Source organism: Paracoccus sp. pheM1 (assembly GCF_018499825.1).
Lineage (GTDB): Bacteria > Pseudomonadota > Alphaproteobacteria > Rhodobacterales > Rhodobacteraceae > Paracoccus > Paracoccus versutus.
In genome coordinates this window covers 567799-594292 of sequence record NZ_JAGXCX010000002.1, presented here as the reverse complement: position 1 = coordinate 594292, position 26494 = coordinate 567799, and the positions used below count along the sequence as shown (strand labels likewise).

The following is a 26494-nucleotide window of genomic DNA, read 5'->3' as shown; positions in this document are numbered from 1 at the left end:
CCTCAGGCGTTCTGTTCCGCGCCGCCCTGCGGCACGTCCTGGGCGTAGATGTCGGTCCAGAGCTCCTCCAGCGGCGGCTCGGGGCTTTCCTTGGCGAACTCGGCGGAATCGTTCACGATGTCCTTGATCTCCTTGTCGATGGCCTTGAGGTCGTCCTCGGAGGCATGCTGGCCTTGCAGCAGCAGTTCGCGCACATGTTCGATGGCGTCGCGTTCGTCGCGCATCTTCTGCACTTCCTCGCGGGTGCGGTATTTCGCCGGGTCGGACATCGAATGGCCGCGATAGCGATAGGTCATGACTTCCAGGATGTAGGGCCCCTTGCCGGCGCGGCAATGCGCCACCGCCTTTTCGCCCGCGGCCCGGACCGCCAGCACGTCCATGCCGTCCACCTGTTCGCCCTTGATGCCGAAGGCTTCGCCGCGGCCGTAGAGCGTGGTCGACTTGGTCGAGCGCTTCATCGAGGTGCCCATGGCATATTGGTTGTTCTCGATGACGAAGACGACGGGCAGGCTCCACAGCTCGGCCATGTTGTAGGTCTCGTAGACCTGGCCCTGGTTCGAGGCGCCGTCGCCGAAATAGACGAAGGTGACGTTGTCGTTGCCCAGATACTTGTCGGCGAAGGCCAGGCCCGCGCCCAGCGGCACCTGCGCCGCGACGATGCCATGGCCGCCGTAGAAATGCTTATCGCGGCTGAACATGTGCATCGAGCCGCCCTTGCCCTTGGAATAGCCGCCGATGCGGCCGGTCAGCTCGGCCATCACGCCGCGGGCTTCCATGCCGCAGGCCAGCATGTGGCCGTGGTCGCGGTAGGAGGTGATGCGCTTGTCGCCTTCCTTCGCCGCGGCCTCGAGGCCGACGACGACGGCTTCCTGGCCGATGTAGAGGTGGCAGAAGCCGCCGATCAGGCCCATGCCGTAAAGCTGGCCGGCCTTTTCCTCGAATCGCCGGATCAGCAGCATGTCGCGGTAGTATTTGAGCAGCTCATCCTTGGACACGTTGGGCGTGCTTTGCTTGGCTGCGGGCTTTCTGACCATGGGCCTCCTCCTCGGGGCGGGGATAGTTCAGCGTTAAACTAATTCTAGGCGAAGCTTTCGGGGGAAGTAAACCGGCGTTGTGCATCCGTCCAGAGGGCAGATGCGGAAAGCCGCTTGCCCCAGCCGTCGCCGGTCGCGCCGGTGGCGCGGCCGCAGGGGTATTTGGACAACGGAGAAACCGGAGGTCGGGGCCCTGGGGGGCCGTCAGCGGATGATGATCTCGTCGGCGCGCACCAGGCCCAGCACGTCGCGGGCGCGTTCGTCCAGCAGGTCGATGTCGAGGTATTCGTCCGACAGCCGCCGCGCCAGGTTGCGCATCCGGTCCACCTCGGCCTGCAGCTTGTCGCGCTGCTGGACCAGTTCCTGCGTCTCGGCCTGCAGCTGCACCCGGCGCAGGATGCCCGAGGGGCCCTGCACCGCCGCATAGGCGAAATAGACGCCCAGGAGGATCATCACGACGAAGAAGATGATGGCGCTGATCGACAGGCGCTGGGTCATGCTTGGGCCATGGGGCTGCTCGTTGGGCTGCTCGTTCTTTTGGCCGGATCATGCCACAGGCGGCCCGTCGGGGGAATCCCCTAAGCGCCGCGCAGGATGTCGTCCAGCACCAGCGCCATGACGCGGGCGGAATCCTGCATGTCCTGCACGCCCACCCATTCGTCGGGCTGATGCGCCAGGTCCAGCACGCCCGGCCCGTAGGCGATGCAATTCTGCAGCTTGCCGATGCGGTCGATATGCTTCTGGTCGTAGGTGCCGGGGCTGACGACATAGCCCGCCTCGCGGCCCAGCACCCGCCGGATGGCGGCGGCGGTCGAGCGCACCACCGGCGCCTCGCGGTCGGTCATGCTGGGGACCACCTCGAAGAGGTCGCGGATCTCGTAGGTGAAACCGGGACGCGCCGCCTTGACCTTTTCCAGCAGCGCCGTGACCTCGCGCTTGACCTCGGACAGTTCCTCTTCGATCAGGAAGCGGCGGTCGATGGTGATGCGGCAGCGGTCGGCGACGCAGGGCGCGGGCAGGCCGGTGAAATCCGGGCCGAGATCCGGCTCGCCGCCATGGATCGAGTTGATGTTCAGCGTCGAGTTCCGCGCGCCCTCGGGGATCACCGGCATCTCGGTGCGCTTGGTCATCAGCAGCGGGAACAGCGTGCGCTCCATTTCCTCCAGCACCGCGCCCATGTGGCGAATGGCGCTGTCGCCCAGGAAGGGCATCGAGCCGTGGGCGATGCGGCCATGCGTCTCGATCTCGGCCCACCAGACGCCGCGATGGCCCAGGCAGATGCGGTCCTTGTGCAGCGGCTCGGGGATGATGACATGGCCGACATGGGCGAAGGCGCCCTGTTCTGCCAGGTAGGCCACGCCGCCGAAGCCGCCCGATTCCTCGTCCGCGGTGGCGCTGATCTCGATCTGGCCGGGATGGTCGGGGTAGAGCGCCACGAAGGCCTCCGCGGCGATGATGCTGGAGGCCAAGCCCCCCTTCATGTCGCAGGCGCCGCGGCCGTAGATGCGGCCGCCGTCCAGTTCCGCGGCGAAGGGATCGCGGCTCCAGCCGTGGCCGACCTCGACCACGTCGTGATGGCTGTTGAAATGCACGCATTCGCCGGGCGGGCCGCCGCGGTGGCGGGCGACCAGGTTCCAGCGCGGAAAGGCCTCGCTGTCGCCGGGCGCGCCATGGGCGCGGACCAGTTCGCAGGCCCAGCCCTGCGGCGCCAGCCGCGCCTGCAGGTATTCGCAGATCTCGCGATAGTTGCGGCCCGGCGGGTTCAGCGTCGGGATGCGGATCAGATCCTGGGTCAGGCGGACCAGGTCGTCGCGGCGGTTTTCGATCTCGAGGGCAAGGGCGTCCATGGCGCAAGGCTAGGCCGGGCGCGGCGGCGCGGCAATGGGGTCATTGACAGTCGCGGCGCGCCGGCCTTCCATGGGGCTGGCTTTTCGCAACCAGGGTCTGCCCGATGATCGCCTTTCTTCGCCTGATCGGCATGGTCCTGCTTGTCGAGCTGGTCTTTTACCTGCTCATCGGAACCTATATCCGCAGCCTGCGCCGCGAGGAGCTTGAAAAGGAATGGGATCGCCGCCATCCCGAGCGCGCGGGCCCGTCCCCGGAACGCGCCGAGTTCGTGCGGCGTTCGATGGTGGGCTTCAGCAAGACCCTGCGGGGGCGGCTTGCCCTGCTGGTGCTGGTCCTGCCGGTGGTCGCGATCATCGTGATCATCGTGATCGTGAACTACTATTGAGGGGGCGCCGATGCGCTGGTTCCTGACCGTCCTTGGGGTGATCTTCGGGATCGTGGTCTTTCTGTTTCTGGACTACACGCTGCCCTCGAAGCAGACGGTCCGCATCACCAACACCTACAACCGGCTGACCGACATCGGCGCCAATGCGTTCTTCTATGCCTCGCCCGATACCGGCACGGTGCAGAACGCCCAAGGCCAGCGCGACGTGCGCTTCATCGACACGGTGCGCCCGAACGGCAAGCCCCATGTCTATCGCAACGAGGATACCGGCTGGATCTGGCCGCCCTATTTCAAATACGACAGCTCGAACCTGCATGCGCAGGCGACCGACCTGCGCTCGACCGCGGCGAGCCCGGAATGGGTCAGCGTGACCTCATACGGCTGGCGCATCGCCTGGCTCTCGGTCTATCCCAACGCCATCTCGATCAAGCCGGTGGCGGGGCCCGAGGTGAAGCCCTTCAACTGGGCGGCGCAGATCATCCTGCTGATCCTGGGGGCGCTGCTGTTCCTGCTTTGGCGGATGTGGAACCAGTTCCGCGAGCGCACCATCGACCCGGCCGTGCGTTCGGCGGACGAGGCATGGGACCGGCTCGACGCCCGCGCCGACGCGGCGCGCGACCGGGCGCGCGGGCGGATGCGGCGCTGGTGGGACGGGCTGCGGGGGCGCTGAGCGATGGAGCGCAAGAACCCCGGCACCGATTTTCGCCTCGACTGGTTCGAGAACATCCAGGTCAACACCCCGGCGGCCGAGCGCCGTGCCGCGAGCCTGACCGCGCGCCGCAGCCTGAAAAAGGAATGGCAGGCGGCCTGGCTTCTGAACGCGGTGCGCTGCATCGACCTGACCACGCTGGCGGGCGACGATACGCCCGACCGCGTGGCGCGGCTTTGCGCCAAGGCGCGCCAGCCGGTCGATGCCGGCCAGTTGGCGGCGCTGGGGGTCGATCACCTGACCACCGGCGCGGTCTGCGTCTATCCGACCATGGTGGCGGCGGCGAAACGGGCGCTGCGGGGCAGCGCGATCCCCGTCGCCTCGGTCGCGACCGGCTTTCCTGCCGGGCTGATGCCGCTCGACCTGCGGCTGGCCGAGATCCGCTATGCGCTGGACCAGGGCGCGGACGAGATCGACATCGTGATTTCCCGCGCGCTGGTGCTGCGCGGCGAATGGGCGGCGCTTTACGACGAGATCTGCGAGATGCGCGAGGCTTGCGGCGCGGCCCGGATGAAGGCGATCCTGGCGACGGGCGAGCTGAAGACCCTGACCAATGTCGCCAGGGCCAGCCATGTCGCCATGCAGGCCGGCGCCGATTTCATCAAGACCTCGACCGGGAAGGAGCCGGTGAACGCCACGCTGCCGGTGTCGCTGGTCATGCTGCGGGCGATCCGCGACTATCGCGACCGGACCGGCTTCGCCGTCGGCTTCAAGCCGGCAGGCGGGCTGAAAACGGCCAAGGACGCGCTGAACTGGCAGGTGCTGATGGCCGAGGAGCTGGGCCGCGACTGGCTGGACCCGAGCCTTTTCCGCATCGGTGCCAGTTCGCTGCTCTCCGACATCGAGCGGCAGGTTTCCCATCACGTCACCGGGCGCTATGCAGCCGCCCATCGTCTGGCCGCGGGGTGATGATGCCGAAGGTAAGCGAGATCATGGAAAGCATGGAATACGGTCCCGCGCCCGAGGACGCCTCGGCCGTCCGCGGCTGGCTGCGCGAACGCGGCAGCTTCGGCCATTTCATCGCCGGGCGTTTCACCAGGCCGGGCGAGACCTTCGCCAGCCGCGATCCCTCGAGTGGCGAGGAACTGGCGCAGGTCACGCAGGGCACCGCCCGCGATGTGCAAAAGGCGGTGCGCGCCGCCCGCCGGGCGCAGCGCAGCTGGGGCGCCATGCCGGGGCACGACCGGGCGCGCTTTCTCTATGCCATCGCCCGCACCATCCAGAAGCGCGAGCGTTTCCTTGCGGTGCTGGAGAGCCTGGACAACGGCAAGCCGATCCGCGAAAGCCGCGACATCGACGTGCCGCTGGTGGTGCGGCATTTCTACCACCATGCCGGCTGGGCCGAACTGGCCGAGACCGAGTTTCCCGGCCATGCCGCCTTGGGCGTCTGCGGCCAGATCATCCCCTGGAACTTTCCGCTGCTGATGCTGGCCTGGAAGGTGGCGCCGGCCCTGGCCGCCGGCAATTGCGTGGTGCTGAAGCCTGCCGAATACACGCCGCTGACCGCGCTGGCATTCGCCGAGATCTGCGCCCATGTCGGCCTGCCCGCCGGGGTGGTGAACATCGTCACCGGCGATGGCGAAACCGGCGCGGCGCTGGTTCAGGCCCCGGTAGACAAGATCGCCTTCACCGGCTCGACCGAGGTCGGGCGCGGCATCGCCCGCGCCACCGCCGGCTCGGGCAAGCGGCTGACGCTGGAACTGGGCGGCAAGTCGCCTTTCGTGGTCATGGAGGACGCCGACCTGGACGCCGCGGTCGAGGGCGTGGTCGAAGGGGTCTGGTTCAACCAGGGCGAGGTCTGCTGCGCCGGCTCGCGCATCCTGGTCGCCGAATCGGTCGCCGCGCGGTTCGAGGCGCTGTTGCGGGCGCGGATGGGCAAGCTGCGGCTGGGCGCGCCGCTCGACAAGTCCACCGATGTCGGCGCCATCGTCGATCCGGTGCAAAAGGACCGCATCCTGCGCATCCTGGACCGCGCGACCGCCGCCGGGGCGGAACTGGTCGGCGGCGCCGCGGCGCCGGGCTGCTTCATCGCGCCGGGCTATCTGCGCAACATCGCCCCCGCCAATCCCGGCATGGTCGAGGAGATCTTCGGCCCCATCGCCACGTTCTCGACCTTCCGCACCCCGGACGAGGCGGCGGACCTGGCCAACAACACCCGCTATGGGCTGGCGGCCTCGGTCTGGTCGGAAAGCGCGACTGTGGCCACCGACATGGCGGCGCGGATCAAGGCGGGCGTGGTCTGGGTGAATTGCGCCAACCTCTTCGACGCCGCCGCGCCCTTTGGCGGCCTGCGCGATTCGGGCTATGGCCGCGAGGGCGGGCGCGAGGGGATGCTGGACTATCTGGCCGCCCCGGTCGCCGCGCAGCGCGACCCGGCGCCGTCGGAAATCGCCCCGGCCGAGGCGCCCGAGATCGACCGCACGGTCAAGCTTTACATCGGCGGCGCGCAGAAGCGCCCCGACGGCGGCGCCAGCTATGCGGCGCAGGACGAACTGGTGCCCCTGGGCAACCGCAAGGACATCCGCAATGCGGTCGAGTCGGCGCAAGGGGCCTTGGCGAAATGGCAGGGCCTGGGTGGCCACGGCCGCGCGCAGGTGCTGTATTTCCTGGCCGAGAACCTGGCACAGCGCCGCGCCGAGTTCGCCGGCTACGCCAGCCCGGCCGAAGTCGATGCGGCGATCCGCCGCTGCTTCTTCTATGCCGGTTTCGCCGACAAATACGACGGCGCCACGGTCTCGGCCAAGCCCGGCCACCTGTGCCACGTCCAGCCCGAGCCGCATGGCGTCATGGGACTGGTCGCGCCTACGGCCGCGCCGCTGGCGGGCTTCATGGCGCTGGTGCTGCCGGCCATCGCCATGGGCAATGCGGTGGTGGCGATCCCGTCGCAGGACCGACCGATGGCGGCGCTGACGCTGGCGCAGGTGCTGGCCTGTTCGGACGTGCCGGGCGGCGTGGTCAATATCGTCACCGGCCCGCGCGACGAACTGGCGCGGGCGCTGGCCGGCCATGACGGCGTCTCGGCGATCTGGCATGCCGGCCAGGGCGAGGGGCTGGCCGAGGTGCAGCGCGCCGCGGCCGAGACCCTGATCCCGGTCTGGACCCCGGCGCCGCGCGACTGGAGCGATCCGCAGGCGCAGGGCCGCGAGTTCCTGCGCGCCGCCAGCCGGACCAAGACCGTCTGGCTGCCCTATGGCGCGCTTCCCGCCGGCACCGGCAGCGCGGCCTATTAGCAGGCTGCTGAAAAAGGATTTTGAGAGGGCGGCGAAGCGGAAATCGTTCTGGATCCAGCTAATATCGGCCCGAAAATGGGGTGTTTTCGGCAAATTTGAGGCGGATTTCCTGGTTCCCCGCCAGCGCTGTCCTGTCGCAAGGACTTTTTCGGCAGCCTGTTAGTTCATCGACTGCGGTGGGCGGATGGCGTTGTCATCCGCGCGCCCAGCGGACAAACTCGGGCGGTCCCAGCATCGGAATCGCCCATGTATATCCCGCCGCATTTCCACGAGATCGACCCGCAGGAGATCGCCGCGCTCATCGAGGCGGCGCCCCTGGCCTGCATCGTGGCGCAGACCGCCGAGGGGCTGGTCGCCAACCACGTCCCGCTGCTGGCCGGTCCCGACGGCACGCTGATCGGCCATGTGGCGCTGGCCAACGCCATGCACCGGCTGATCGCCGAGGGCCAGGAGGTGCTGGCGATCTTTCGCGGCGAGGACGGTTATGTCTCGCCCAATTTCTACCCGACCAAGCCCGAGCACCACCGCCACGTCCCGACCTGGAACTACCAGGTGGTCCATATCCATGGCGGCATCGTCTTCCAGCATGACGAGCGCGCCAAGCGCGCGGCGGTTGGCCTGCTGACCCGCAGCCACGAGCGGCGGCTGAACGGCGCCGATGCTTGGCGCATGGCCGATGCGCCGGCCGATTACATGCAGCAGATGCTGGCCGGCATCGTCGCCTTTCGCATCGAGATCCGCCGGACGCTGGCAAAGTCCAAGCTGAGCCAGAACCGCGAGGCGCGCGATTACCAGGGCGCCATCGCAGGGCTGAGGGCCAGCGGGCACGCGGCGATGGCCGAAACGATGGCAAGGCGGCGGCCGGGGGATGCCTAGCCGCTGAGCCTCGACAACGGCGGCCGGGACAGGCGCGACAAGGGGTTGGACGGCGGGATTCGAACGGCGCGGCACGCCGGTCCGCGCCTGCGCCATTGCCGGAGAACGAGGGCTTCGATCCGGCGGCGGGTCGATCGGTTGCGTTGCAACGGCTATCCCCGGCCTTCCGTGGCATCCTGCGCCGGCGAAGCACAAAGATCACGGCATTCGCCGACGAACACCACGCGCTTTGCGGCGGCGTTCTTTCCCTGCCACGGGCCGCCCTCATGGTCCTGGCGCCGAAACCTCGGCTCGCCGCAGGGCTGCGACTCCGGTTCGGAGGCGGCGTGCTGCGGATCGGTTCCACCGAACCTGCCTTTGGTTCGAGGGCTGGCAAACCTTGCGAGGGGATCGCAAAGGATATTCGCCCGCCGACCGGAAAATCCCACCATGGGATCGCGGAGGCCATTTGCTCGCAGGCCGGCAAGCCTTGCCGGGGGTGGCAAAGGACATTCATCCGAAGGCCGACAAGCCCCGCCATGGGATCGCAAGGAACAGTCGCCAGCAGGCTGGCAAATCTCATGAGGGGAACGCAAAGGACAGCGCCCCGCCGCGGCAAGCCCGGCTTCTGTCGCGGTGCCGGGCGGTTTGGCCGTGCCCCAGGGCTGCAAGCCCGCGATCCGCCGACGCATCGTCCGGGTCGAGGGGACGCGGTCCGTGCGGCGCACGCGGTCGAAAACCGCAGGCAGAGGCGCTCCGCCGCCCGGTCGGGCCAAGCGCAGCCAGTGTAGCTTGGCCTCGGTCGCGGTGCCGGGTGGCTTGGCCGGTGCCAAGGGCTGCAAGCCCGCGATCCGCCGAACGCCGGCCGTCCAGACCAAGGGGGCGCGGTCCGGGCGGGTCGCACGCGGTCGAAAACCGCAGGCAGAGATGCCCCGCCGCCCGGTCGCGCCGGGCGCAGTCAGCGCAGCTTGGCCCCGGTCGCGGTGCCGGATGGCTTGGCCGTGCCAAGGGTTGCAAGCCTCCGATCCGCCGAACGCCTGCCGTCCAGACCAAGGGGGCGCGGTCCGGGCGGGTCGCACGCGGTCGAAAACCGCAGGCAGAGATGCCCCGCCGCCCGGTCGCGCCGGGCGCAGTCAGTGCAGCTTGGCCCCGGTCGCGGTGCCGGTGGCTTGGCCGGTGCCGAGGGCTGCAAGCCCGCGATCCGCCGAACGCCTGCCGTCCAGGCCGAGGGGACGCGGTCCGTGCGGCGCACGCGGCCGAAAACCGCGGGCAGAGGTGCCCCGCCGCCCGGTCAGGCCAGGCGCAGCCAGCGCAGCCCGGCCTCGGTCGAGGTGCGGGGGGTGTATTCGGCGCTCACCCAGCCGCCATAGCCCGAGGCGTCGATGGCGCGGAACAGTTCGGCGAAGTCGATGTCGCCCTGCCGCGGCTCGTGCCGGCTGGGCCAGTCCGAGATCTGGATATGCCGCACCCGGCGGGCATGGCGCTGCCAGACGGTCAGCGCATCGCGATGGATCATCTGCGCATGATAGACGTCGAATTGCAGGCCCAGGTTCGGGGCCCCGACCTCGTCCAGGATCTCGGCCGCCAGTTCGAAACTGTCGAGGAAATAGCCCGGCATGTCGTTGCGGTTCATCGGCTCGATGGTCAGGCTGGCGCGGGCGTCGCGGGCGCAGGCCCATTTCAGGTTCTCGACGAAGGTGCGCCGCGCCAGCCCGCCCTGGGCCTTGCCGGCCATCACATGCAGGTGCTTGACCCCCAGCGCCCGGCCGAAGCGCAGGGCACGGTCGAAATCGCCGCGAAAGCGCGATTCGTTGCCCGGCTCGGCGGCAAAGCCGCGCGGGCCGCCGGCCCAGTTCGGCGGCGGCGTGTTCATCAGCACGAACTCCACCCCCGCCGCCTGCGCGGCCTGGGCCAGTTCCTTGACCGCGAGGTCATAGGGAAACAGGATTTCCACCCCGCGAAAGCCCGCGCGCTTTGCGGCGGCGAAGCGCTGCAGCATGGGCATTTCGGTGAACAGATAGGTCAGGTTGGCGGCGAATCGCGCCATGGTCAGGGCTCCAGGGGAAAGACCGTCCCTCCCGAGTGCAATTCCATACGCCCGTTTTCGCCGGGCATAGCCGCATCGGCCAGTCGGTAGAATGTCTTGCGGTCGATCAGTGCCCAAAGACCGCGGCGGATATGGACATAGGGCCGCGGCTCCTCTGGCGTCCCGCGCATTTCTATCGCATGCTCGGGGCCGGCGCTGACCCGGTCGCCCACATTGGTGGTGAAGACGATGTCTTCGCCGATTTCGGCATCGACGGCGATGAAGGGCGCGTCGACCACGCGGATGCCGACCTTTTCGACCGGGGTGACGAGGAAATAGCCATCCCCCTCGCGCTTCAGGATCGAGGCGAAAAGCCGCACCATTTCCGGCCGGCCGATGGGCGTGCCGTTGTAGAACCAGCTGCCGTCGGCGCGGATCTCCATGTCCAGGTCGCCGCAGAAGGGCGGGTTCCACAGATGCACCGGCGGCGGCCCCTTTTTCGAGGCGCGGCTGGCCGCGGCGGCGATTCCGGCCGCATCGCTCACGGCATTGTCAGTCTTTTCCTCCATTCCCTGTGGACCCCGTCACACCTGCCTTTATGTTGTCCTAGAACAGAAACGGGGCATTGTCATGGCCGAGAATGAGAAACTGGTTTCCGAAGTCCTGACGCTGACCGACCGCCTGGCCCAGGCCCGCGCCAGCGTCGAGCATCGCTTCGTCGGCCAGCATGCCGTGGTCGAGCAGGTTCTGGCGGCGATCCTGTCGGGCGGCCATGCCCTGCTGGTCGGCCAGCCGGGGTTGGGCAAGACCATGCTGGTCGATACGCTGGCCACCGTGCTGGGGCTCGACTCGGCGCGCATCCAGTTCACCCCCGACCTGATGCCGGCCGACATCCTGGGCTCCGAGGTGCTGGACATCCGGCCCGACGGCACCCGCGCCTTCCGCTTCATCGAGGGGCCGGTCTTCACCCGGCTGCTGATGGCCGACGAGATCAACCGCGCCAGCCCGCGCACGCAATCGGCGCTGTTGCAGGCCATGCAGGAGGGCGAGGTCACCATCGGCGGCGAGCATCGCCCGCTGGGCCGGCCCTTCCACGTGCTGGCCACCCAGAACCCGATCGAGCAGGAGGGCACCTATCCGCTGCCCGAGGCGCAGCTCGACCGTTTCCTGTTGCAGATCGACGTGGACTATCCCGACCGCGACACGGAGCGCGCCATCCTGCTGGCGACGACCGGGGTCGAGCAGGGCCGAGCCCATGCCGTCTTCGACGCCGAGGGGCTGGTCGCGGCGCAGGCGCTGATCCGGCGCATGCCGGTGGGCGAGACGGTGCTGGACGCGATCCTGGACCTGGTGCGCGCGGCGCGTCCCGGCGCGCCCGAGGCGCCGGGCTGGATCGCCGACACGCTGGTCTGGGGGCCGGGGCCGCGCGCGGCGCAGGCGCTGACGCTGGTCACGCGGGCGCGGGCGGCGCTGAACGGGCGCTTTGCCCCGACGCTCGACGATGTCGAGGCCATGGCCGCCCCGGTCCTGCGCCACCGCATGGCGCTGAGCTTTGCCGCCCGCGCCCGCGGCGACACCATCGAGGGCGTGATCGCGCGCCTGCTCGGCGACCGGATGCGGGCGGCGGCGTGAAACCCCAGGCCGATCAGCTGCGCGCCGGCGCCGAGGCTGCCTCGGCCGCCTTGCCTGCGCTGATGCTGTCGGCCGAGCGGCTGGCGGCGGCGCTGGTGCCCGGCGCGCATGGCCAGCGCCGCGCCGGCATGGGCGAGGATTTCTGGCAATACCGCCCGGCCACGGCGGGCGATACGGCGCGCAGCATCGACTGGCGCCGCTCGGCCCGGTCGGATGCGCAGTTCGTCCGTGACCGCGAGGCGCAGGTGGCGCAATCGGCGGCGATCTGGGTCTCGGCCGCGGCGGGCATGGATTACACCGGCAGCGCCGAGCGGCCCAGCAAGCGCGACCGCGCCGACCTGCTGGCGCTGGCGCTGGCCATGGCGCTGCTGGCGGGTGGCGAGCGGGTGGCGCTGGCCGGCCAGCCGCCGCGCCCCGGCCGCCTGCAGGCCGAGCGCATGGCCGAGGCGCTGGTCGCGCGCGCGCCCCTGCCGGGCGACGAGGACGCGCCCCCGGCCGAGGCCCTGCGTCCCGGCCAGCGGGTCATCCTGTTCGACGATTTCCTGGGCGATCCGCAGCCGGTGCTGGACTATCTGGCCCGTGCCGCCGGCCTGGGCGTGCAGGGCGCGCTGATGCAGGTGCTGGACCCGGATGAAGAGGGCTTTCCCTGGCGGGGGGCGGTGCTGTTCCGCTCGGCCTCGGGGACCTTGCGCCACGACACGCGCGACGCGGCCGGGCTGCGCGCGGCCTATCTGGCGCGGCTGGCCGAGCGCCGGGCGCAACTGACGGGCGCCGCACGCATGGCGGGCTGGCATTTCGGCACGCATGACACCGGGGCGGCGCCATCGCAGGCGCTGCTGTGGCTCTGGTCGGTGCTGGAGGGCTGATGCTGCTGATCGGTCCCATCGGCTTCCTGACGCCCTGGATCCTGGCGGCGCTGGCGGCGCTGCCGGTGCTGTGGCTGATCCTGCGCGCCATGCCGCCTTCGCCGAAGCTGGTGCGCTTTCCCGGCACGCGGCTGCTGCTGGGGCTCAAGGATCCGCATCCGGTGGCGCGGCACACGCCCTGGTGGCTGCTTCTGCTGCGGGTGCTGGCGATCGCGGCCCTGATCCTGGGCTTTGCCGGCCCGGTGTGGAAGCCCTCGCCGGATCAGGCCGGGCAGGGGCCCTTGCTGGTGGTGATGGATGCCGGCTGGGCGGCGGCGCCAGACTGGCCGCAGCGCCAGGCCCGCGCCCTGCGCGCGCTGGACCGCGCGGCGGCGGCGGGGCAGCCGGCGGCGCTGCTGGTCGCCGACGGCACCGCGACGGGCGCGCTGCCTTTCCTGCCCGCGACCGAGCTTGCGGCGCAGCTGCGCGCCCTGCGTCCCGCGGCATGGGAGACGCGCTATCCCCCCGACCCGCAGGCGGCCTTGGCCGAGGCGCCCGCGGGCCTGTCGGTGCTGTGGCTCAGCGACGGGCTGGACCATCCCGGCCGGGCGGAGTGGCTGGCGGCGCTTGCCGGGCGCGGCGGCGTGACCGTGGTGCCGCCCGACGGCCCGCGGCAGTCGCTGGAACTGGTGGCGGGCGACCAGCCGGCGCTGCGGCTGCGCTCGACCGGGGCGGCCGCTGCCGATGTGCTGGCCATCGGCCTCGACCCGCAGGGCACGCCGCGCGAGCTGGCGCGGCTGCGCCCCGGCGAGGGCGGCGGGGCTTCGGCGGATGCGGGCGTGACCAGCTGGCTGGTGCCCATCGACCTGCCCTCGGAATTGCGCAACCGCATCACCCGCTTCGAGGTCGAGGTCGAGGGCCATGGCTCGGCCGGGGCGGTGCTGCTGGCCGACGATTCCCTGCGCCGGCGCAAGGTCGCGCTGGCCGGCGACGACCGCGCCGGCGAGGGCCAGCGGCTGCTTTCGCCGCTGCACTACCTGCGCCGGGCCCTGGCGCCGACCACCGACCTGATCGAGGGGGGGCTGGGCGACGTGCTGCAAGCCTCGCCCGACGTGATCGTGCTGGCCGACCAGTTCGGCCTGGCCGAAGAGCCGGGCTTGCGCGAATGGGTCGAGGGCGGCGGGCTGCTGATCCGCTTTGCCGGGCCGCGCATGGCCGCCTCGGAACGGCTGGCCGAAGAGCCGCTGCTGCCCGTGCGGCTGCGCGCCGGCGGGCGCGACATCGGCGGCGCCCTGGCCTGGGGCGAGCCGCGCAGCGTCGCGCCCTTTGCCGCCGACGGACCCTTTGCCGGGCTTTCGCTGCCCCAGGACGCCACCGTGCGCGCCCAGCTTCTGGCCGAGCCCGCGCCCGACCTGGGCGACCGCACCATCGCCCAGCTTTCCGACGGCACGCCCCTGGTCACGCGGGCGGCGCTGGGGCAGGGGCAGCTGGTGCTGTTCCACACCACGGCCAATGCGGAATGGTCGAACCTGGCGATCTCGGGCCTGTTCGTCGAGATGCTGGACCGGCTGGTGCGCAGCGCGCGGGTCGGCAGCGCGGCGCCCGAGGCGGATCGCGCCGAACAGCCCTTCTGGCTGCCCGAACTGGTGCTGGACGGTTTCGGCCGCACGACCGAGCCGCAGGATGCCACGCCGGTCGCCGCGGCCGATTTCGCGCGCGGCCCGGCGCCGGGCGCCCCGGCCGGGCTTTATCGCGGCGGCGAGCGGGTGGCGGCGCTGAACGCGGGCGGGCCGATGGCGCCCGCCGACTGGCCCGGCGCCCGCATCGAGCGTGCGGCCGAGGCGCCGGGCCTCGACCTGCGCGGCTGGCTGGTCGCGCTGGCGGCGGTCCTTTTCGCGCTGGATGCGCTTGGCAGCGCCTGGCTGGCGCGCGGCAGGCAGGGGGCGACGGCATGAGGTGGCTTCTGACCCTGGCCGCGCTGATCTGGGCCGGCGCGCTTTGGGCGCAGGACGATCCCGCGGCCCCGCCCGACCCCCATCTGATGCACGCCGCCGACGAGGTGGCGCTGGCCTATGTGATCACCGGCGATGCCGAGGTCGATGCCGCCTCGGAAGCGGGGCTGCGCGGCCTGTCCCATGTCCTGACCGCCCGCACCACGGTCGAGCCGGGCACGCCCATCGGCATCGACCCCGAACGGGACGACCTGTCGCTGCTGACCTTCCTTTACTGGCCGGTGACCGAGGCGCAGGCCCCGCCCTCGCCCCAGGCCTATGTCCGGCTGAACCATTTCCTGCGCTCGGGCGGGATGATCCTCTTCGACACCCGCGACGGCGACATCGCCGGGCTGGGCGGGCCGGACGGCGGCGCCGCGCTTCAGGGGCTGGCGGCGCCGCTGGACATCCCGCCGCTGGCGCCGATCCCCGCCGATCACGTCATCACCCGCAGCTTCTACCTGCTCAGGGATTTTCCCGGCCGCTACCAGGGCCGCGAGGTCTGGGCCGAGGCGCCCCCCGCCGATGCCCAGGCGGCCGAGGGCGTGCCCTTCCGCAATCTCAACGACGGCGTCTCGCCGGTCATCATCGGCGGCAATGCCTGGGCCGAGGCCTGGGCGATGGATGAGAACGGCCTGCCCATGTTCAGCATCGGCTCGGGCTTCGAGGGCGAGCGGCAGCGCGAGATGGCCTATCGCTTCGGCGTCAACCTGATCATGTATGTGCTGACCGGGAACTACAAATCCGACCAGGTGCATGTGCCCGCCCTGCTGGAGCGGCTGCGGCAGGAGGAGGTCGTGCAATGAGTGGCCTTGCCTTCGATCCGCTGCTGCCCTGGCCCTTGGTCGGCGGGCTTGCGGCGCTGGCGCTGCTGGTGGCGCTGTGGTCGTTGTGGCGCGGCCTGCGCGGCTGGGCCTGGCGCGGCATCGCCGGGCTGGCGGCGGCGGCGGCGCTGGCCGGGCCGGCGCTGGAATCGGGCATCCGCCACAAGCTGTCGGACATCGTGATCCTGCTCGACGACCGCAGCGCCAGCCAGTCGCTGCCGGGCCGGGCCGAACAGACCGACGCCGCCGTCGAGGAACTGACCCGCCAGCTTTCCGCCCTGCCCGATACGGAAATCCGTCGCGTGACCGTGGGCGACGACCCGGACGGCACCCAGGCCGGCACCGCGCTGACCCGTGCGCTGGCGGCCGAGCCGCAGGCCCGGCTGGCCGGGGTGATCGCCGTCACCGACGGGCTGGCCCATGATGCGCCGATGGTCCCGGCCTCGGCCCCGGCGCCGGTGCATGTGCTGCTGACCGGGCAGGCCCAGGACTGGGATCGCCGGCTGGTGATCGAGGAAGCGCCGGCCTACGGGCTGATCGGCAAGCCCGTCACCATCCGCCTGCGCGTCGAGGACCAGGGCGCCGTTCCCGTCGAGGTGGCGCAGACCCCCGCCCGGCTGCGCATCCTGCTGGACGGAGAAGAGATGCGCAGCCTCGACCTGCCGCCGGGGGTGACGCTGGACCTGCCGGTGGTGCCGGAACATGCCGGGCAGAACGTGGTCTCGATCGCATTCGACCCGCCCGAGGCGGCGGTGCCGGAACTGACCGACCGCAACAATGCGGCCGCCGTGCAGATCCAGGGCGTGCGCGACCGGCTGCGGGTGCTGCTGGTCTCGGGCGCGCCGCACGCGGGGGAACGGACCTGGCGCAACCTGCTGAAATCGGATGCGAACGTGGACCTGATCCACTTCACCATCCTGCGGCCGCCGGACAAGATGGACGCGGTCCCCGTCGAGGAGATGTCGCTGATCGCCTTTCCGACCCAGGAGCTGTTCATGGAGCGGATCCGGGATTTCGACCTGATCATCTTCGACCGCTACCGGGTGCGCGGCATCCTGCTGCCGCAATATTACGACAACATCCGGCGCTATGTCGAAGAGGGCGGTGCGATCCTGGTTTCGGCCGGGCCCGAGATGTCCTCGGTCGAAAGCCTGAACCTGTCGCCGCTGGGCGCGATCCTGCCTGCGCGCCCGACCGGCCGGGTCTATGACGAGCCGTTCCTGCCGCGCCTGACCGACGAGGGCGAGCGCCACCCGGTGACCGCCGGCCTGCAGGGCGCCCCGGTCGAAGGTTCGCAAAGCCATTGGGGCCGCTGGCTGCGCATGTCCCAGGTCATCCCCGATCCGCGCACCCAGGTGGTGCTGAGCGGGGCGCGGGACGAGCCGCTGCTGCTGCTCAGCCGGGTGGGCGAGGGGCGGGTGGCGATGCTGACCTCGGACCAGGTCTGGCTCTGGGGCCGCGGCTTCGAGGGCGGCGGGCCGCAGCTCGAACTGCTGCGCCGCATCGCGCATTGGTCGATGCAGGAGCCGGAATTGGAAGAAGAGGCGCTGCTGGCCGATGTCGGCGGCGAGCTGACGGTGACGATCACCCGCCGCACCATGAACCCGACCGCCGGCCCGGTGACGATCACCCGCCCCGATGGCCGGACCGAAGAGGTGGCGCTGGCCGAGGCCGGCCCCGGCCGCTTCACCGCGCGCTGGACCGCGCCGGGGCCTGGGCTCTACCGGCTGGCGGATGGCGAGATCAGCCGGGTGCTGGCGCTCGGCCCCGCCGCGCCGCGGGAGTTCGAGGAAACCGTCGCCTCGGGCGCCGTGCTGGGCCCCTTGGCCCAGGCCACGCAGGGCGCGGTGCTGCCGCTTTCCGACGGCATGCCCGGCCTGCGCACGGTGCGCGAGGGGCGGCCGGCGCATGGCCAGGGCGTGGGCGGGCCGTGGATCGCCATCACCCCGCGCAATGCGGCCTCGGTCAGCGGCATGACCCATCGCCCGCTGCTGCCAGGCTGGGCCTGGCTTGCGCTGATCGCCGGGCTGGCGCTGGCCGGCTGGCTGGCCGAGGGCCGCGGCCGGCTGCGCGCCCAGGCGGCGGCAGGGGGCTGACGCGCGAAACTTGCCAAGATCGCGCGCCGTTGCTAGGCAAATGAAAACATTCCAAGAGGACCGCATGGCCGCCGCCCCGAACGATGACCAGACCGCCTATATCCCGCCGACCGAAGTCGATCTGGCGATGGTCAAGCGCATCCTGCCGCATCGCTATCCCTTCCTGCTGGTGGACAGGGTGCGCGATATCGTGCCGGGCGAAAGCTGCGTCGGCGTCAAGAACGTGACCTCGAACGAGCCGCATTTCGAAGGGCATTTCCCGCAGGAGCCGGTGATGCCCGGCGTGCTGATCATCGAGGCCATGGCGCAATCGGCCGCGGTGCTGGTCGGGGTGACGCTGGATCTCGCCGACAAGGGCATGGGCACCTATTTCATGTCCATCGACAAGTGCCGCTTCCGCCAGAAGGTGGTGCCGGGCGACGTGCTGGAACTGCACATGAAGACCCTGCGCGGCGGCGGCAAGATCTGGAAGTTCGAGGGCCGCGCCCTGGTGAACGGCCAGCTCGCCGCCGAGGCCGAGGTCATGGCCATGCTGAACCGTGGCGAGAATGGCTGAGACCCGCATCCATCCCTCGGCCGTCGTGGACCCTGCCGCGAAGATCGGCGCGGGATGCGAGATCGGCCCCTTCTGCGTCCTCGGCCCCGAGGTCAGCCTCGGCCGGGGCGTGGTGCTGAAATCGCATGTCGTGGTGGCGGGCGAGACCGCGATCGGCGACGAAACCATCGTCTTCCCCTTCGCCTCTCTGGGCGAGGTGCCGCAGGACCTGAAGTTCCGGGGCGAGCGCACGCGGCTGGAAATCGGCGCCCGCAACCGCATCCGCGAATATGTGACGATGAACCCCGGCACCGAGGGCGGCGGCGGCGTGACCCGCATCGGCGACGACGGGCTCTTCATGGCCGGCAGCCATGTCGCGCATGATTGCCGGATCGGCGACCGGGTGATCCTGGTCAACAACGCCTCGGTCGCCGGCCATTGCGTGCTGGAGGACGACGTGATCGTGGGCGGGCTGTCGGGCGTGCATCAATGGGTGCGCATCGGCCGCGGCGCGATGATCGGCGCGGTGACGATGGTGACGGCGGACGTGATCCCCTTTGGCCTGGTGCAGGGGCCGCGCGGCCATCTGGACGGGCTGAACCTGGTGGGGCTGAAGCGCCGCGGCGCCTCGCGCGAGGACATCCACGCGCTGCGCGACATGTTGGCGCAGCTGGGCCGGGGCAGCTTCCGCGACACCGCCCGGCACCTGGCCGAGGCCGAGAACGGGCCGATGGTGCGCGAGGTGCTCGACTTCATCCTCGGCCCCTCGGACCGCAGCTTCCTGGCCCCCCATCCGTGAGAGCGCATCCATGAGCCGCATCGCCCTGATCGCCGGCGAGGGCAGCCTCGCCCCCGCCATCGCCGCGGCGCTGGACCAACCGCTGGTCTATGCGCTGGACAACCTCAGGCCCGAGGTCGAGGCGAAGCCCTTTCGCCTCGAACGGCTGGTGCCCTTCCTGGACGAGCTGGCCGACCAGGGCGTGACGCAGGCGGTCTTCGCCGGCGCCATCCGCCGCCCCAAGATCGAGCCCGAGCTTTTCGACCCCCGCACCCTGACCATCGTGCCGCGCATCCTGATGGGGATGCAATCGGGCGACGACGCGGCGCTGCGCGCGGTCCTCGACGTCTTCGAGGAAGCGGGAATATCCATCTGTTCCGTCGACCAGATCCTGCCGGACCTGGTGCCCGGCGAAGGCGTCCTGGTGGGCGAGCCCGGCCCGCGCGACCAGAAGGACGCGGCCCGCGCCGCCGAGATCGTCGCCGGGCTCGGCGCGTTGGACATCGGCCAGGGCGCGGTGGTGGCGCAGGGGCTCTGCCTTGCCGTCGAGGCGCTGCCGGGCACCCAGGCCATGCTGGAATTCGCAAGGCTGCATGCCGGGCTGAAACCCGATCCCAAGGGGGCTGGCGGCGTGCTCTACAAGGCGCCGAAACCCGGCCAGGACCGGCGCATCGACCTGCCGACCATCGGCCCCGACACCGTGACCCAGGCCGCCGAGGCCGGGCTGGCCGGGATCGCCTGGGAGGCGGGCAGCGTCATCCTGCTGGACCGGGCCGAGGCAATGCGCCGCGCCCAGGCGGCGGGGCTGTTTCTCTGGGCGCGCGGGTGACATGAGTATTCGGGAAACGGTGAAAGAGGCTTGCTTCACCGTTTCGCAAATACTCAAGTGACAGGGCCGCGAGAGCGGCGGGAGGGTATTTGGAGAACGAAGAAGTCCAGGTCGCTTCTCTGTTCTTCAAATACCCATGTCGGGGCATGGCAAGCGGAGCGGCGCGATGAAATTCTTCCTGATCGCGGGCGAGCCTTCGGGCGACAACCTGGGCGGTGCCCTGATGGCCGGGCTGAAGAGCCTTGATCCCGGCGCCGAATTCCTGGGCGTCGGCGGTCCTGCCATGGCGGCGCAGGGGCTGGAGAGCCGCTTTCCCATGGAAGAGCTGAGCCTGATGGGCATCTGGGAGGTGCTGCCGAAATATCGCGCGCTCAAGGCGCGGATCGCCGAGACCGCCCGCGCCGTCGCCGAGGCCCGGCCCGATGCGCTGATCACCATCGACAGCCCGGATTTCTGCCTGCGCGTCGCGCGCCAGGCGCGGGCGCTGCACCCCGGCCTGCGCACCATCCATTATGTCGCGCCCTCGGTCTGGGCCTGGCGGGCGGGGCGGGCCGGGAAGATGGCCGAGGTGATCGACCATGTGCTGGCCATCCTGCCCTTCGAGCCGCCGCTGATGCGGGCGGCCGGCATGAGCTGCGATTTCGTCGGCCATCCCATCGCCGCCGAGCCGGTGGCGGGCGCGGCCGAGGCGGCGGCCTTTCGCGCCGCGAACGGCATTGCGCCGGATGCGCCGCTGGTCCTGTGCCTGCCGGGCTCGCGCCGGACCGAGGTGGGCCGGCTTGGCCCGCGCTTCGACGAGGCGCTGATCCGGCTGCGCGACCGGGTGCCGGAGATCCGCGTGGTGATCCCGACCGTGCGCGGCGTCTCGGTCCTGGTGCGCGACATGGCGCGGCGCTGGCCCACCGCGCCCGTCGTGGTCGAGAACCCCGAGGAGAAGCGCGCCGCCTTTGCCGCCGCCGACCTGGCGCTGGCGGCCTCGGGCACGGTCAGCCTGGACCTGGCCGCGAACGACGTGCCCATGGTGATCGGCTATGACGTGGCGCCGCTGAGCCGGCTGGTCATCGGGCTGTTGCTGCGGACCGATACGGTGACGCTGGTCAACCTGGTCAGCGAGACCCGCGCCGTGCCGGAATTCCTGGGCCGCAACTGCCAGCCGGGGCCGATGTCGCAGGCGCTGTTCCGGCTGATCGAGAACGGCGATGAGCGGGCCGAGCAACTGGCGGCGATGGCGCTGACCATGGAGCGGCTGGGGCGCGGCGGCGAGGCTCCGGGCCTGCGCGCCGCGCGGTCGGTGATGGCGGCGATCAGTTCTGCGCCGCGACCACGATGATCTCGACCTTGTAGTCGGGCGTCGCCAGCGCCGATTCGCCCGTGGCGCGGGCAGGCGCGTGGCCGGGGGCGACCCAGGCGTCCCACACCGCGTTCATCTCGGCGAAATCGCCCATGTCGGCCAGCCAGACCTGCGCCGACAGGATGCGGGTCTTGTCCGAGCCGCATTCCGCCAGCAGCCGGTCGATCTGGGCCAGCACCTCGCGGGTCTGCTCGGCCACGGGTTCGCCCGGCTTGCCGACCTGGCCGGCCAGGTAGACGGTGCCGTTGTGGACGACCGCCTGGCTCATGCGGGGGCCGGTCTCGATGCGCTTGATCTCGGACATGGAAAATCCTTTCGGGTTGGGCTGGCGTCAGAAGAGCCGCCAGAAGAACAGTGCCGTCATGCCAAAGCCGATGGCCGCGATCAATGCCCGTAGCGCCGGGACCGGGATGCGCCGCGCCACCGGCGCGCCCAGGTAGCCGCCCAGGATGGTGCCGAGGCTCATCACCGCCGCGGGCCACCAGGCGACCTGCCCGCCCGCCGCGAAGATCGCCAGCGAGATCACCGACAGCGCGAAGGACAGCCAGTTCTTCAGCCCGTTCATCTGGTTCAGCTGCGTCATGCCCCAAAGCGCGAACAGCGCCAGCAGCACGATGCCCAGCCCGCCGTTGAAATAGCCGCCGTAGATCGCCACCGGCACCATGGTCCCGGCGCCGAAGGGCGCGGCCGCGTTGCGGTGCTGCGCCGCCCATTCCCGCACCTGCGCGCCCCAGATGAAGACCGAGGTCGCCGCCAGCAGCAGGAAGGGCACCAGCACCGCGAAGGCCTGGTTCGAGGAGACCAGCAGCAGGCACGAGCCGACGATGCCGCCGGCCAGCGTCCAGAGGGTCAGCCGCAGCACCAGCGCGCGTTCGATCTGCGCGATCTCGCGCCGGAACCCCAGCGCGGCGGACAGATAGCCGGGCAGGGCGGCGACCGTGCTGGTGGCATTGGCCGAGACCACCGGCACGCCGCTGGCGACCAGCGCAGGGAAGGTGATGAAGGTGCCGCCCCCGGCGACGGCGTTCAGCATTCCGCCAAGGAAGCCGGCGGCAAGCATCAGCAGGGTATCGGTCATGCCGGGCGGCTCCTCTTCGTGGCGGGCGCCCATGCTTAGCCCTGCGGCCCTCGGGCGTCCAGCCGCCGTGGGCCGGACAGGAAAGCGCCCGGAGGGGGGCTCCGGGCGCTGTCGGCTAGAAGATGCCGGTCAGGTAAAGCAGGATGATGACGAAGATCGGAACGCCCAGAAGCCAGGCGATGATGCCTTTCATTATTCTCTCCCTTGCTGGTCGAAAGCGGAACGCGACCCGAGGGCGATGGTTCCCGCGCCGCCTTGCCTGAAAAAATCGCCATCCGCCGGGAATGGATCGCGCCGTGCCGCGTAATCCCCCTGCAACCTTCGGATCAAAGGATGAAGCGCATGGCACATTTTCGCATGATTCTGACGGCGGCCGCATTCGCGGCGACCCTTCCGGCAGCGGCCCTGGCGGATGACGACGACTTTCCCCGCCGTTTCCACCGGGATGGGGTCGAGCGGCTGTTGCTGCGCGTCCCGGACGGCTGGGCCTATCGCGGCTGGTGGCAGGGCGACGACGACCGCCGCGCCTTCCGCCATCGCGGATGGGGTGATGACGACGACGATGATCGCCCGAGGCGGCGGCGGAGGCGGGATCGCGACGACGACGATGACGACGACGATTGAGAAGGGGGCGAACTCGCCCGATCCGCTAGCAAGGCCGGCCCCGAACGGGCCGGCCTTGTCCCGTCAGCGCCCCTGCCGCATGAACGGCGATTGCGGAAAATTTCCCATACACAATGTAAGGAATTGATATTTAATTATAATAAAAACGATGGGGGAACGCGTCTTTATCTTGCAATAAACGATAAACTCTGTCGTAATTATGGTCATGAAGCTCCCGTAAGCAGAGCAAGGAGGACAAGCATCATGACCCGCATCGTTCCCGCAACCGATAATCCGACGGCCGATGGCCGGTCGATTCGCTCTCGCGGCGCGGAGGAGTCTAGGTGCAGGGGTGCCGGTCCGGCGGCACCGGGATTGCGGCGCATCGCGGCGATCGTGGCCAGCGTGGTCGGGCTGGGATTGGCCGGCCCGGTCCATGCCGACAACAGCCTGCTGAACGTCAGCTACGACCCCACGCGCGAGCTTTACCGCGAGGTGAACGCCGCCTTCGCCGCGAAATGGCAGGCCGAAGGGCATGCGGCGCCGACCATCGAGACCTCGCATGGCGGCTCGGGCGCGCAGGCGCGCTCGGTGATCGACGGGCTCAAGGCGCAGGTGGTGACGCTGGCGCTGGCCTCGGACATCGACCAGATCGCGACGCGGGGCCTCTTGCCCGAGGACTGGCAGTCGCGCCTGCCGCACAACAGCGCGCCCTATACCTCGACCATCGTCTTCCTGGTGCGCGAGGGCAATCCCAAGGGCATCCAGGACTGGGGCGACCTAGTCAAGGAAGGCGTCGAGGTCATCACCCCGAACCCCAAGACCAGCGGCGGGGCGCGCTGGAACTATCTTGCCGCCTGGGCCTGGGCGCAGAAGAACGGCCAGGACCCCAAGGGCTTCGTGACCGAGCTGTTCAAGCATGTCCCGGTGCTTGACAGCGGCGCGCGCGGCTCGACCACCACCTTCACCCAGCGCGAGATCGGCGATGTGCTGCTGGCCTGGGAGAACGAGGCCTACCTGGCGCTGAACGAGCTGGGCGAGGACAGGTTCGACATCGTCGTGCCCTCGGTCTCGATCCTGGCCGAGCCGCCGGTCGCCATCGTGGACAAGAACATCGCCGATGACGAGCAGAAGGCGTTGGCCGATGCCTATCTGGCCTTCCTCTATTCGCCCGAGGGGCAGGCGCTGGCCTACAAGCACTACTATCGCGCCTGGGACGACAGCGCCGCCGATCCCGAGGACGTGGCGCGGTTCCCGCAGCTCGATCTGGTGAGCATCGCCGATTTCGGCGGCTGGAAACAGGCCCAGCCCGAGCATTTCGGCGACGGCGGCACCTTCGACCAGATCTATTCGGGGCAATGACCGATGGCGCTGGCGTTCCGCTTGCAGAAATCCCCCATGCCGGGCTTTGGCCTCGGCATGGGCATCACCCTGGCCATGCTGTCGCTGATCGTCATCCTGCCGGTCGGCGCGCTGCTGGCACGCGGCATCAGCTATGGCCCCGAGGCGGTCTGGGCCACGATCAACACGCCGCGGGTCTGGGCGGCGCTTTACCTGTCCTTCCGCCTGGCCTTTCTGGCCGCGCTGGTCAACCTGGTCTTCGGCACGCTGCTGGCCTGGGTGCTGGCGCGCTATGACTTTCCGGGCCGGCGGCTGGTCGACGCGCTGGTCGACCTGCCCTTTGCCCTGCCGACGGCGGTGGCGGGCATCGCGCTGACCGCGCTTTACGCGCCGAACGGCGTCTTCGGCAGCATCGTCCGGGATCTGGGCGGCAAGATCGCCTATACGCAATGGGGCATCCTGATCGCGCTGATCTTCGTCGGCCTGCCATTCGTCACCCGCACCGTGCAGCCGGTGATCGCCGAGATCGAGCAGGAGGTCGAGGAAGCCTCGGCCACGCTGGGGGCGGGGCGGTTCCATACCCTGCGCCGGGTGATCCTGCCCATGCTGCTGCCCGCGGCGCTGACCGGCTTTGCGCTGTCGCTGGCGCGCGCGGTCGGCGAATACGGCTCGGTCATCTTCATCGCCGGCAACCTGCCCATGAAGACCGAGATCGCGCCGCTCTTGATCGTCATCAAGCTCGAGGAGTTCGACTATGACGGCGCGGCGGCTATCGGCATCGCCATGCTGCTGATCTCGTTCGCCATGCTGCTGGCGATCAACCTGATCCAGATCTGGAGCCGGCGGAGGATCGGCCATGTTTGACAGCACGCTGCACGCTGCCGCCAGCGAAAAACCCGCGAAATGGCGTCCGGTGGCCGAGGAAAGCCGGCCGGTCCGCGTCCTGCTGATCGCCCTGGCGCTGGGCGGGCTGGCCGTCCTGGTGGTGGCGCCGCTGGCCGTGGTCTTTGCCGAGGCCCTTGCACGCGGCGCGGGCCAGGCGCTTGCCTCGCTCACCCGGCCCGAGGCGACCTCGGCCATCCGGCTGACGCTGATCGTCGCGGCGATCTCGGTGCCGGTGAACGCGGTCTTCGGCATCGCCGCCGCCTGGACGATCACCAAGTTCGACTTTCGCGGCAAGGCCTTCCTGATCACGCTGATCGACCTGCCGTTTTCCATCTCGCCGGTGGTGGCGGGGCTGGCGCTGGTGCTCTTGTTCGGCACCAACAGCCTGATCGGCGGCTGGCTGGTCGCCAGCGGCTTCCCGATCATCTTCGCCCTGCCGGGGATCGTGCTGGCCTCGATCTTCGTCACTTTCCCCTTCGTCGCGCGCGAACTGATCCCGGTGATGATCGAGCAGGGCCGGGCCGAGGAAGAGGCGGCGCTGACGCTGGGCGCCTCGGGCTGGCGCACCTTCCTGACCGTGACCCTGCCCAACATCAAATGGGCGCTGCTTTACGGCGTGCTGCTGTGCAATGCCCGCGCCATGGGCGAGTTCGGCGCCGTCGCGGTGGTCTCGGGCAAGATCCGCGGCCAGACCGCGACCATGCCGATCACCATCGAGATGCTCTACAACGAATATCTTTCGGTCGCCGCCTTCAGCCTGGCCGCGGTGCTGGCGGCACTGGGCCTGCTGACGCTGGCGCTCAAGACCGTGCTGGAATGGCGCCACGCCGACCAGCTTGCCGCAACGCGCCGCCATTGAGGTGTCCCATGCATATCGAGATCGACGAAATCGCCAAGAGTTTCGGTTCCACCACCGCGCTGCACCCGGTCAGCCTGGCCATCCCCTCGGGGGCGCTGGTGGCGCTGCTGGGGCCTTCCGGCTCGGGCAAGACCACGCTTCTGCGCATCCTGGGCGGGCTGGAGTTCCCGACGTCCGGCCGGGTGCTTTTCGACGGGCAGGACGCGACGGGGCTGACGGTGCAAGAGCGCCGCGCCGGCTTCGTCTTCCAAAGCTATGCGCTGTTTCGGCACATGACCGTGTTCGAGAACATCGCCTATGGGTTGCGCGCCCGTCCGCGCCGCTCGCGCCCCAACCGGGCCGAGATCGGGCGCCGCGTGACCCGGCTTCTGGACCTGATCCAGCTGCCGCAGATCGGCGGGCGCTTTCCCAGCCAGCTGTCGGGCGGCCAGCGCCAGCGCGTCGCCCTGGCCCGCGCGCTGGCGATCGAGCCGCGCATGCTGCTGCTGGACGAGCCCTTCGGCGCGCTGGATGCCCGCGTGCGCAAGGAATTGCGCCAGGGCCTGCGCGAGATCCACGACAGCACCGGCCTGACCACGGTCTTCGTCACCCATGACCAGGACGAGGCGATGGAACTGGCCGACCTGGTGGTGGTGATGTCCATGGGCCGGATCGAGCAGGTCGGCCGCCCGCAGGACATCCGCGCCCGCCCGGCGACGCCCTTCGTGCGCGAGTTCATCGACGCCTGACGCGGCGGCGGCGGGCGCGCATCCCGCGCGCG

General features: G+C 70.1%; 26 protein-coding genes. 19 read left to right on the top strand and 7 right to left on the bottom strand.

Translation table 11 applies throughout. The features are described from left to right. Positions 1-2: 2 nt before the first annotated feature. From pdhA to KF941_RS16925, 3 genes are all read right to left on the bottom strand, one after another. Positions 3-1034, bottom strand: a complete 1032-nt coding sequence (pdhA, locus tag KF941_RS16935; protein WP_214273990.1) for a pyruvate dehydrogenase (acetyl-transferring) E1 component subunit alpha — start codon at positions 1032-1034, stop codon at positions 3-5. Between the two features lie 204 nt (positions 1035-1238). Further along, positions 1239-1532 carry a septum formation initiator family protein gene (locus KF941_RS16930; protein WP_036755717.1) on the bottom strand — a complete coding sequence of 98 codons (294 nt, stop codon included), beginning with the start codon at positions 1530-1532 and terminating at the stop codon, positions 1239-1241. A gap of 80 nt (positions 1533-1612) precedes the next feature. Then, the gene (locus tag KF941_RS16925) at positions 1613-2881 is read right to left on the bottom strand and encodes an acetylornithine deacetylase/succinyl-diaminopimelate desuccinylase family protein (protein ID WP_072460843.1); all 1269 of its coding nucleotides are present in this window, start codon (positions 2879-2881) and stop codon (positions 1613-1615) included. Positions 2882-2985: 104 nt separating this feature from the next. Here KF941_RS16925 and KF941_RS16920 point away from each other — a divergent pair, with 104 nt between their 5' ends. From KF941_RS16920 to KF941_RS16900, 5 genes are all read left to right on the top strand, one after another. Beyond that, positions 2986-3267: a hypothetical protein gene (locus KF941_RS16920; protein ID WP_072460842.1), complete on the top strand. Its 282-nt coding sequence runs from the start codon at positions 2986-2988 to the stop codon at positions 3265-3267. Positions 3268-3277: 10 nt separating this feature from the next. After that, positions 3278-3937, top strand: a complete 660-nt coding sequence (locus KF941_RS16915) for a DUF1523 family protein (RefSeq protein WP_036755708.1) — start codon at positions 3278-3280, stop codon at positions 3935-3937. Positions 3938-3940: 3 nt separating this feature from the next. Further along, entirely contained in the window at positions 3941-4885 is a 945-nt protein-coding gene (deoC, locus tag KF941_RS16910; RefSeq protein WP_116221142.1) for a deoxyribose-phosphate aldolase, read from the top strand. A gap of 2 nt (positions 4886-4887) precedes the next feature. After that, complete coding sequence (locus tag KF941_RS16905) at positions 4888-7206, top strand: aldehyde dehydrogenase family protein (protein ID WP_214274603.1); 2319 nt, start codon at positions 4888-4890, stop codon at positions 7204-7206. Between the two features lie 246 nt (positions 7207-7452). Next, positions 7453-8082 carry an FMN-binding negative transcriptional regulator gene (locus tag KF941_RS16900; RefSeq protein WP_214273989.1) on the top strand — a complete coding sequence of 210 codons (630 nt, stop codon included), beginning with the start codon at positions 7453-7455 and terminating at the stop codon, positions 8080-8082. A 1270-nt stretch (positions 8083-9352) separates the two neighbouring features. On the opposite strand, the gene KF941_RS16895 is transcribed toward KF941_RS16900, so the two are convergent. Next, the gene (locus tag KF941_RS16895; RefSeq protein ID WP_036755700.1) at positions 9353-10108 is read right to left on the bottom strand and encodes a TIM barrel protein; all 756 of its coding nucleotides are present in this window, start codon (positions 10106-10108) and stop codon (positions 9353-9355) included. Positions 10109-10110: 2 nt separating this feature from the next. Continuing rightward, a complete protein-coding gene (locus tag KF941_RS16890; protein ID WP_072460837.1) occupies positions 10111-10656 on the bottom strand; it encodes a DUF1285 domain-containing protein in 546 nt (181 codons plus the stop codon). Between the two features lie 61 nt (positions 10657-10717). Here KF941_RS16890 and KF941_RS16885 point away from each other — a divergent pair, with 61 nt between their 5' ends. The 9 genes from KF941_RS16885 to lpxB all read left to right on the top strand — a co-directional run bounded on the left by KF941_RS16885 (position 10718) and on the right by lpxB (position 20947). Then, positions 10718-11719, top strand: coding sequence for a MoxR family ATPase (locus tag KF941_RS16885; RefSeq protein ID WP_214273988.1), 1002 nt, complete (start codon positions 10718-10720; stop codon positions 11717-11719). After that, entirely contained in the window at positions 11716-12585 is an 870-nt protein-coding gene (locus KF941_RS16880) for a DUF58 domain-containing protein (protein WP_214273987.1), read from the top strand. Before KF941_RS16885 ends, KF941_RS16880 begins: the two co-directional genes overlap by 4 nt. Next, on the top strand, positions 12585-14519 hold the full coding sequence (locus KF941_RS16875; protein WP_346429005.1) for a BatA domain-containing protein: 1935 nt from the start codon (positions 12585-12587) through the stop codon (positions 14517-14519). The genes KF941_RS16880 and KF941_RS16875 overlap by 1 nt, the downstream gene beginning before the upstream one ends. Beyond that, entirely contained in the window at positions 14516-15361 is an 846-nt protein-coding gene (locus tag KF941_RS28560) for a DUF4159 domain-containing protein (RefSeq protein ID WP_346429004.1), read from the top strand. Before KF941_RS16875 ends, KF941_RS28560 begins: the two co-directional genes overlap by 4 nt. Continuing rightward, on the top strand, positions 15358-17475 hold the full coding sequence (locus KF941_RS16870; RefSeq protein ID WP_072460835.1) for a hypothetical protein: 2118 nt from the start codon (positions 15358-15360) through the stop codon (positions 17473-17475). The genes KF941_RS28560 and KF941_RS16870 overlap by 4 nt, the downstream gene beginning before the upstream one ends. A 64-nt stretch (positions 17476-17539) precedes the next feature. Continuing rightward, entirely contained in the window at positions 17540-18031 is a 492-nt protein-coding gene (fabZ, locus tag KF941_RS16865) for a 3-hydroxyacyl-ACP dehydratase FabZ (RefSeq protein ID WP_052095991.1), read from the top strand. Continuing rightward, the gene (gene lpxA / locus KF941_RS16860) at positions 18024-18809 is read left to right on the top strand and encodes an acyl-ACP--UDP-N-acetylglucosamine O-acyltransferase (protein ID WP_036756798.1); all 786 of its coding nucleotides are present in this window, start codon (positions 18024-18026) and stop codon (positions 18807-18809) included. The genes fabZ and lpxA overlap by 8 nt, the downstream gene beginning before the upstream one ends. Before the next feature lie 10 nt (positions 18810-18819). After that, positions 18820-19617, top strand: a complete 798-nt coding sequence (lpxI, locus tag KF941_RS16855) for a UDP-2,3-diacylglucosamine diphosphatase LpxI (protein ID WP_214273986.1) — start codon at positions 18820-18822, stop codon at positions 19615-19617. 166 nt (positions 19618-19783) lie between these two features. Further along, positions 19784-20947 carry a lipid-A-disaccharide synthase gene (lpxB, locus tag KF941_RS16850; RefSeq protein ID WP_214273985.1) on the top strand — a complete coding sequence of 388 codons (1164 nt, stop codon included), beginning with the start codon at positions 19784-19786 and terminating at the stop codon, positions 20945-20947. On the opposite strand, the gene KF941_RS16845 is transcribed toward lpxB, so the two are convergent. Together KF941_RS16845 and KF941_RS16840 are read right to left on the bottom strand one after the other, a co-directional pair. Continuing rightward, entirely contained in the window at positions 20922-21272 is a 351-nt protein-coding gene (locus tag KF941_RS16845) for a RidA family protein (RefSeq protein WP_036756808.1), read from the bottom strand. The two genes, lpxB and KF941_RS16845, sit on opposite strands and share 26 nt — an antisense overlap. Positions 21273-21299: 27 nt before the next feature. Next, on the bottom strand, positions 21300-22046 hold the full coding sequence (locus KF941_RS16840) for a sulfite exporter TauE/SafE family protein (RefSeq protein ID WP_214273984.1): 747 nt from the start codon (positions 22044-22046) through the stop codon (positions 21300-21302). A 333-nt stretch (positions 22047-22379) separates the two neighbouring features. Between KF941_RS16840 and KF941_RS16835 the strand changes: the two genes are divergently transcribed. From KF941_RS16835 to cysA, 5 genes are all read left to right on the top strand, one after another. Next, positions 22380-22670 (top strand): hypothetical protein, encoded by a 291-nt coding sequence (locus KF941_RS16835; RefSeq protein ID WP_036756813.1) that lies wholly within the window; start codon positions 22380-22382, stop codon positions 22668-22670. A gap of 354 nt (positions 22671-23024) precedes the next feature. Then, entirely contained in the window at positions 23025-24011 is a 987-nt protein-coding gene (locus KF941_RS16830) for a sulfate ABC transporter substrate-binding protein (RefSeq protein WP_083538955.1), read from the top strand. 3 nt (positions 24012-24014) lie between these two features. Next, the gene (gene cysT / locus KF941_RS16825) at positions 24015-24854 is read left to right on the top strand and encodes a sulfate ABC transporter permease subunit CysT (RefSeq protein ID WP_214273983.1); all 840 of its coding nucleotides are present in this window, start codon (positions 24015-24017) and stop codon (positions 24852-24854) included. Further along, complete coding sequence (cysW, locus tag KF941_RS16820; RefSeq protein WP_181180931.1) at positions 24847-25734, top strand: sulfate ABC transporter permease subunit CysW; 888 nt, start codon at positions 24847-24849, stop codon at positions 25732-25734. Before cysT ends, cysW begins: the two co-directional genes overlap by 8 nt. 8 nt (positions 25735-25742) lie before the next feature. Further along, positions 25743-26462, top strand: coding sequence for a sulfate ABC transporter ATP-binding protein (cysA, locus tag KF941_RS16815; RefSeq protein WP_036756950.1), 720 nt, complete (start codon positions 25743-25745; stop codon positions 26460-26462). Positions 26463-26494: the final 32 nt, after the last annotated feature.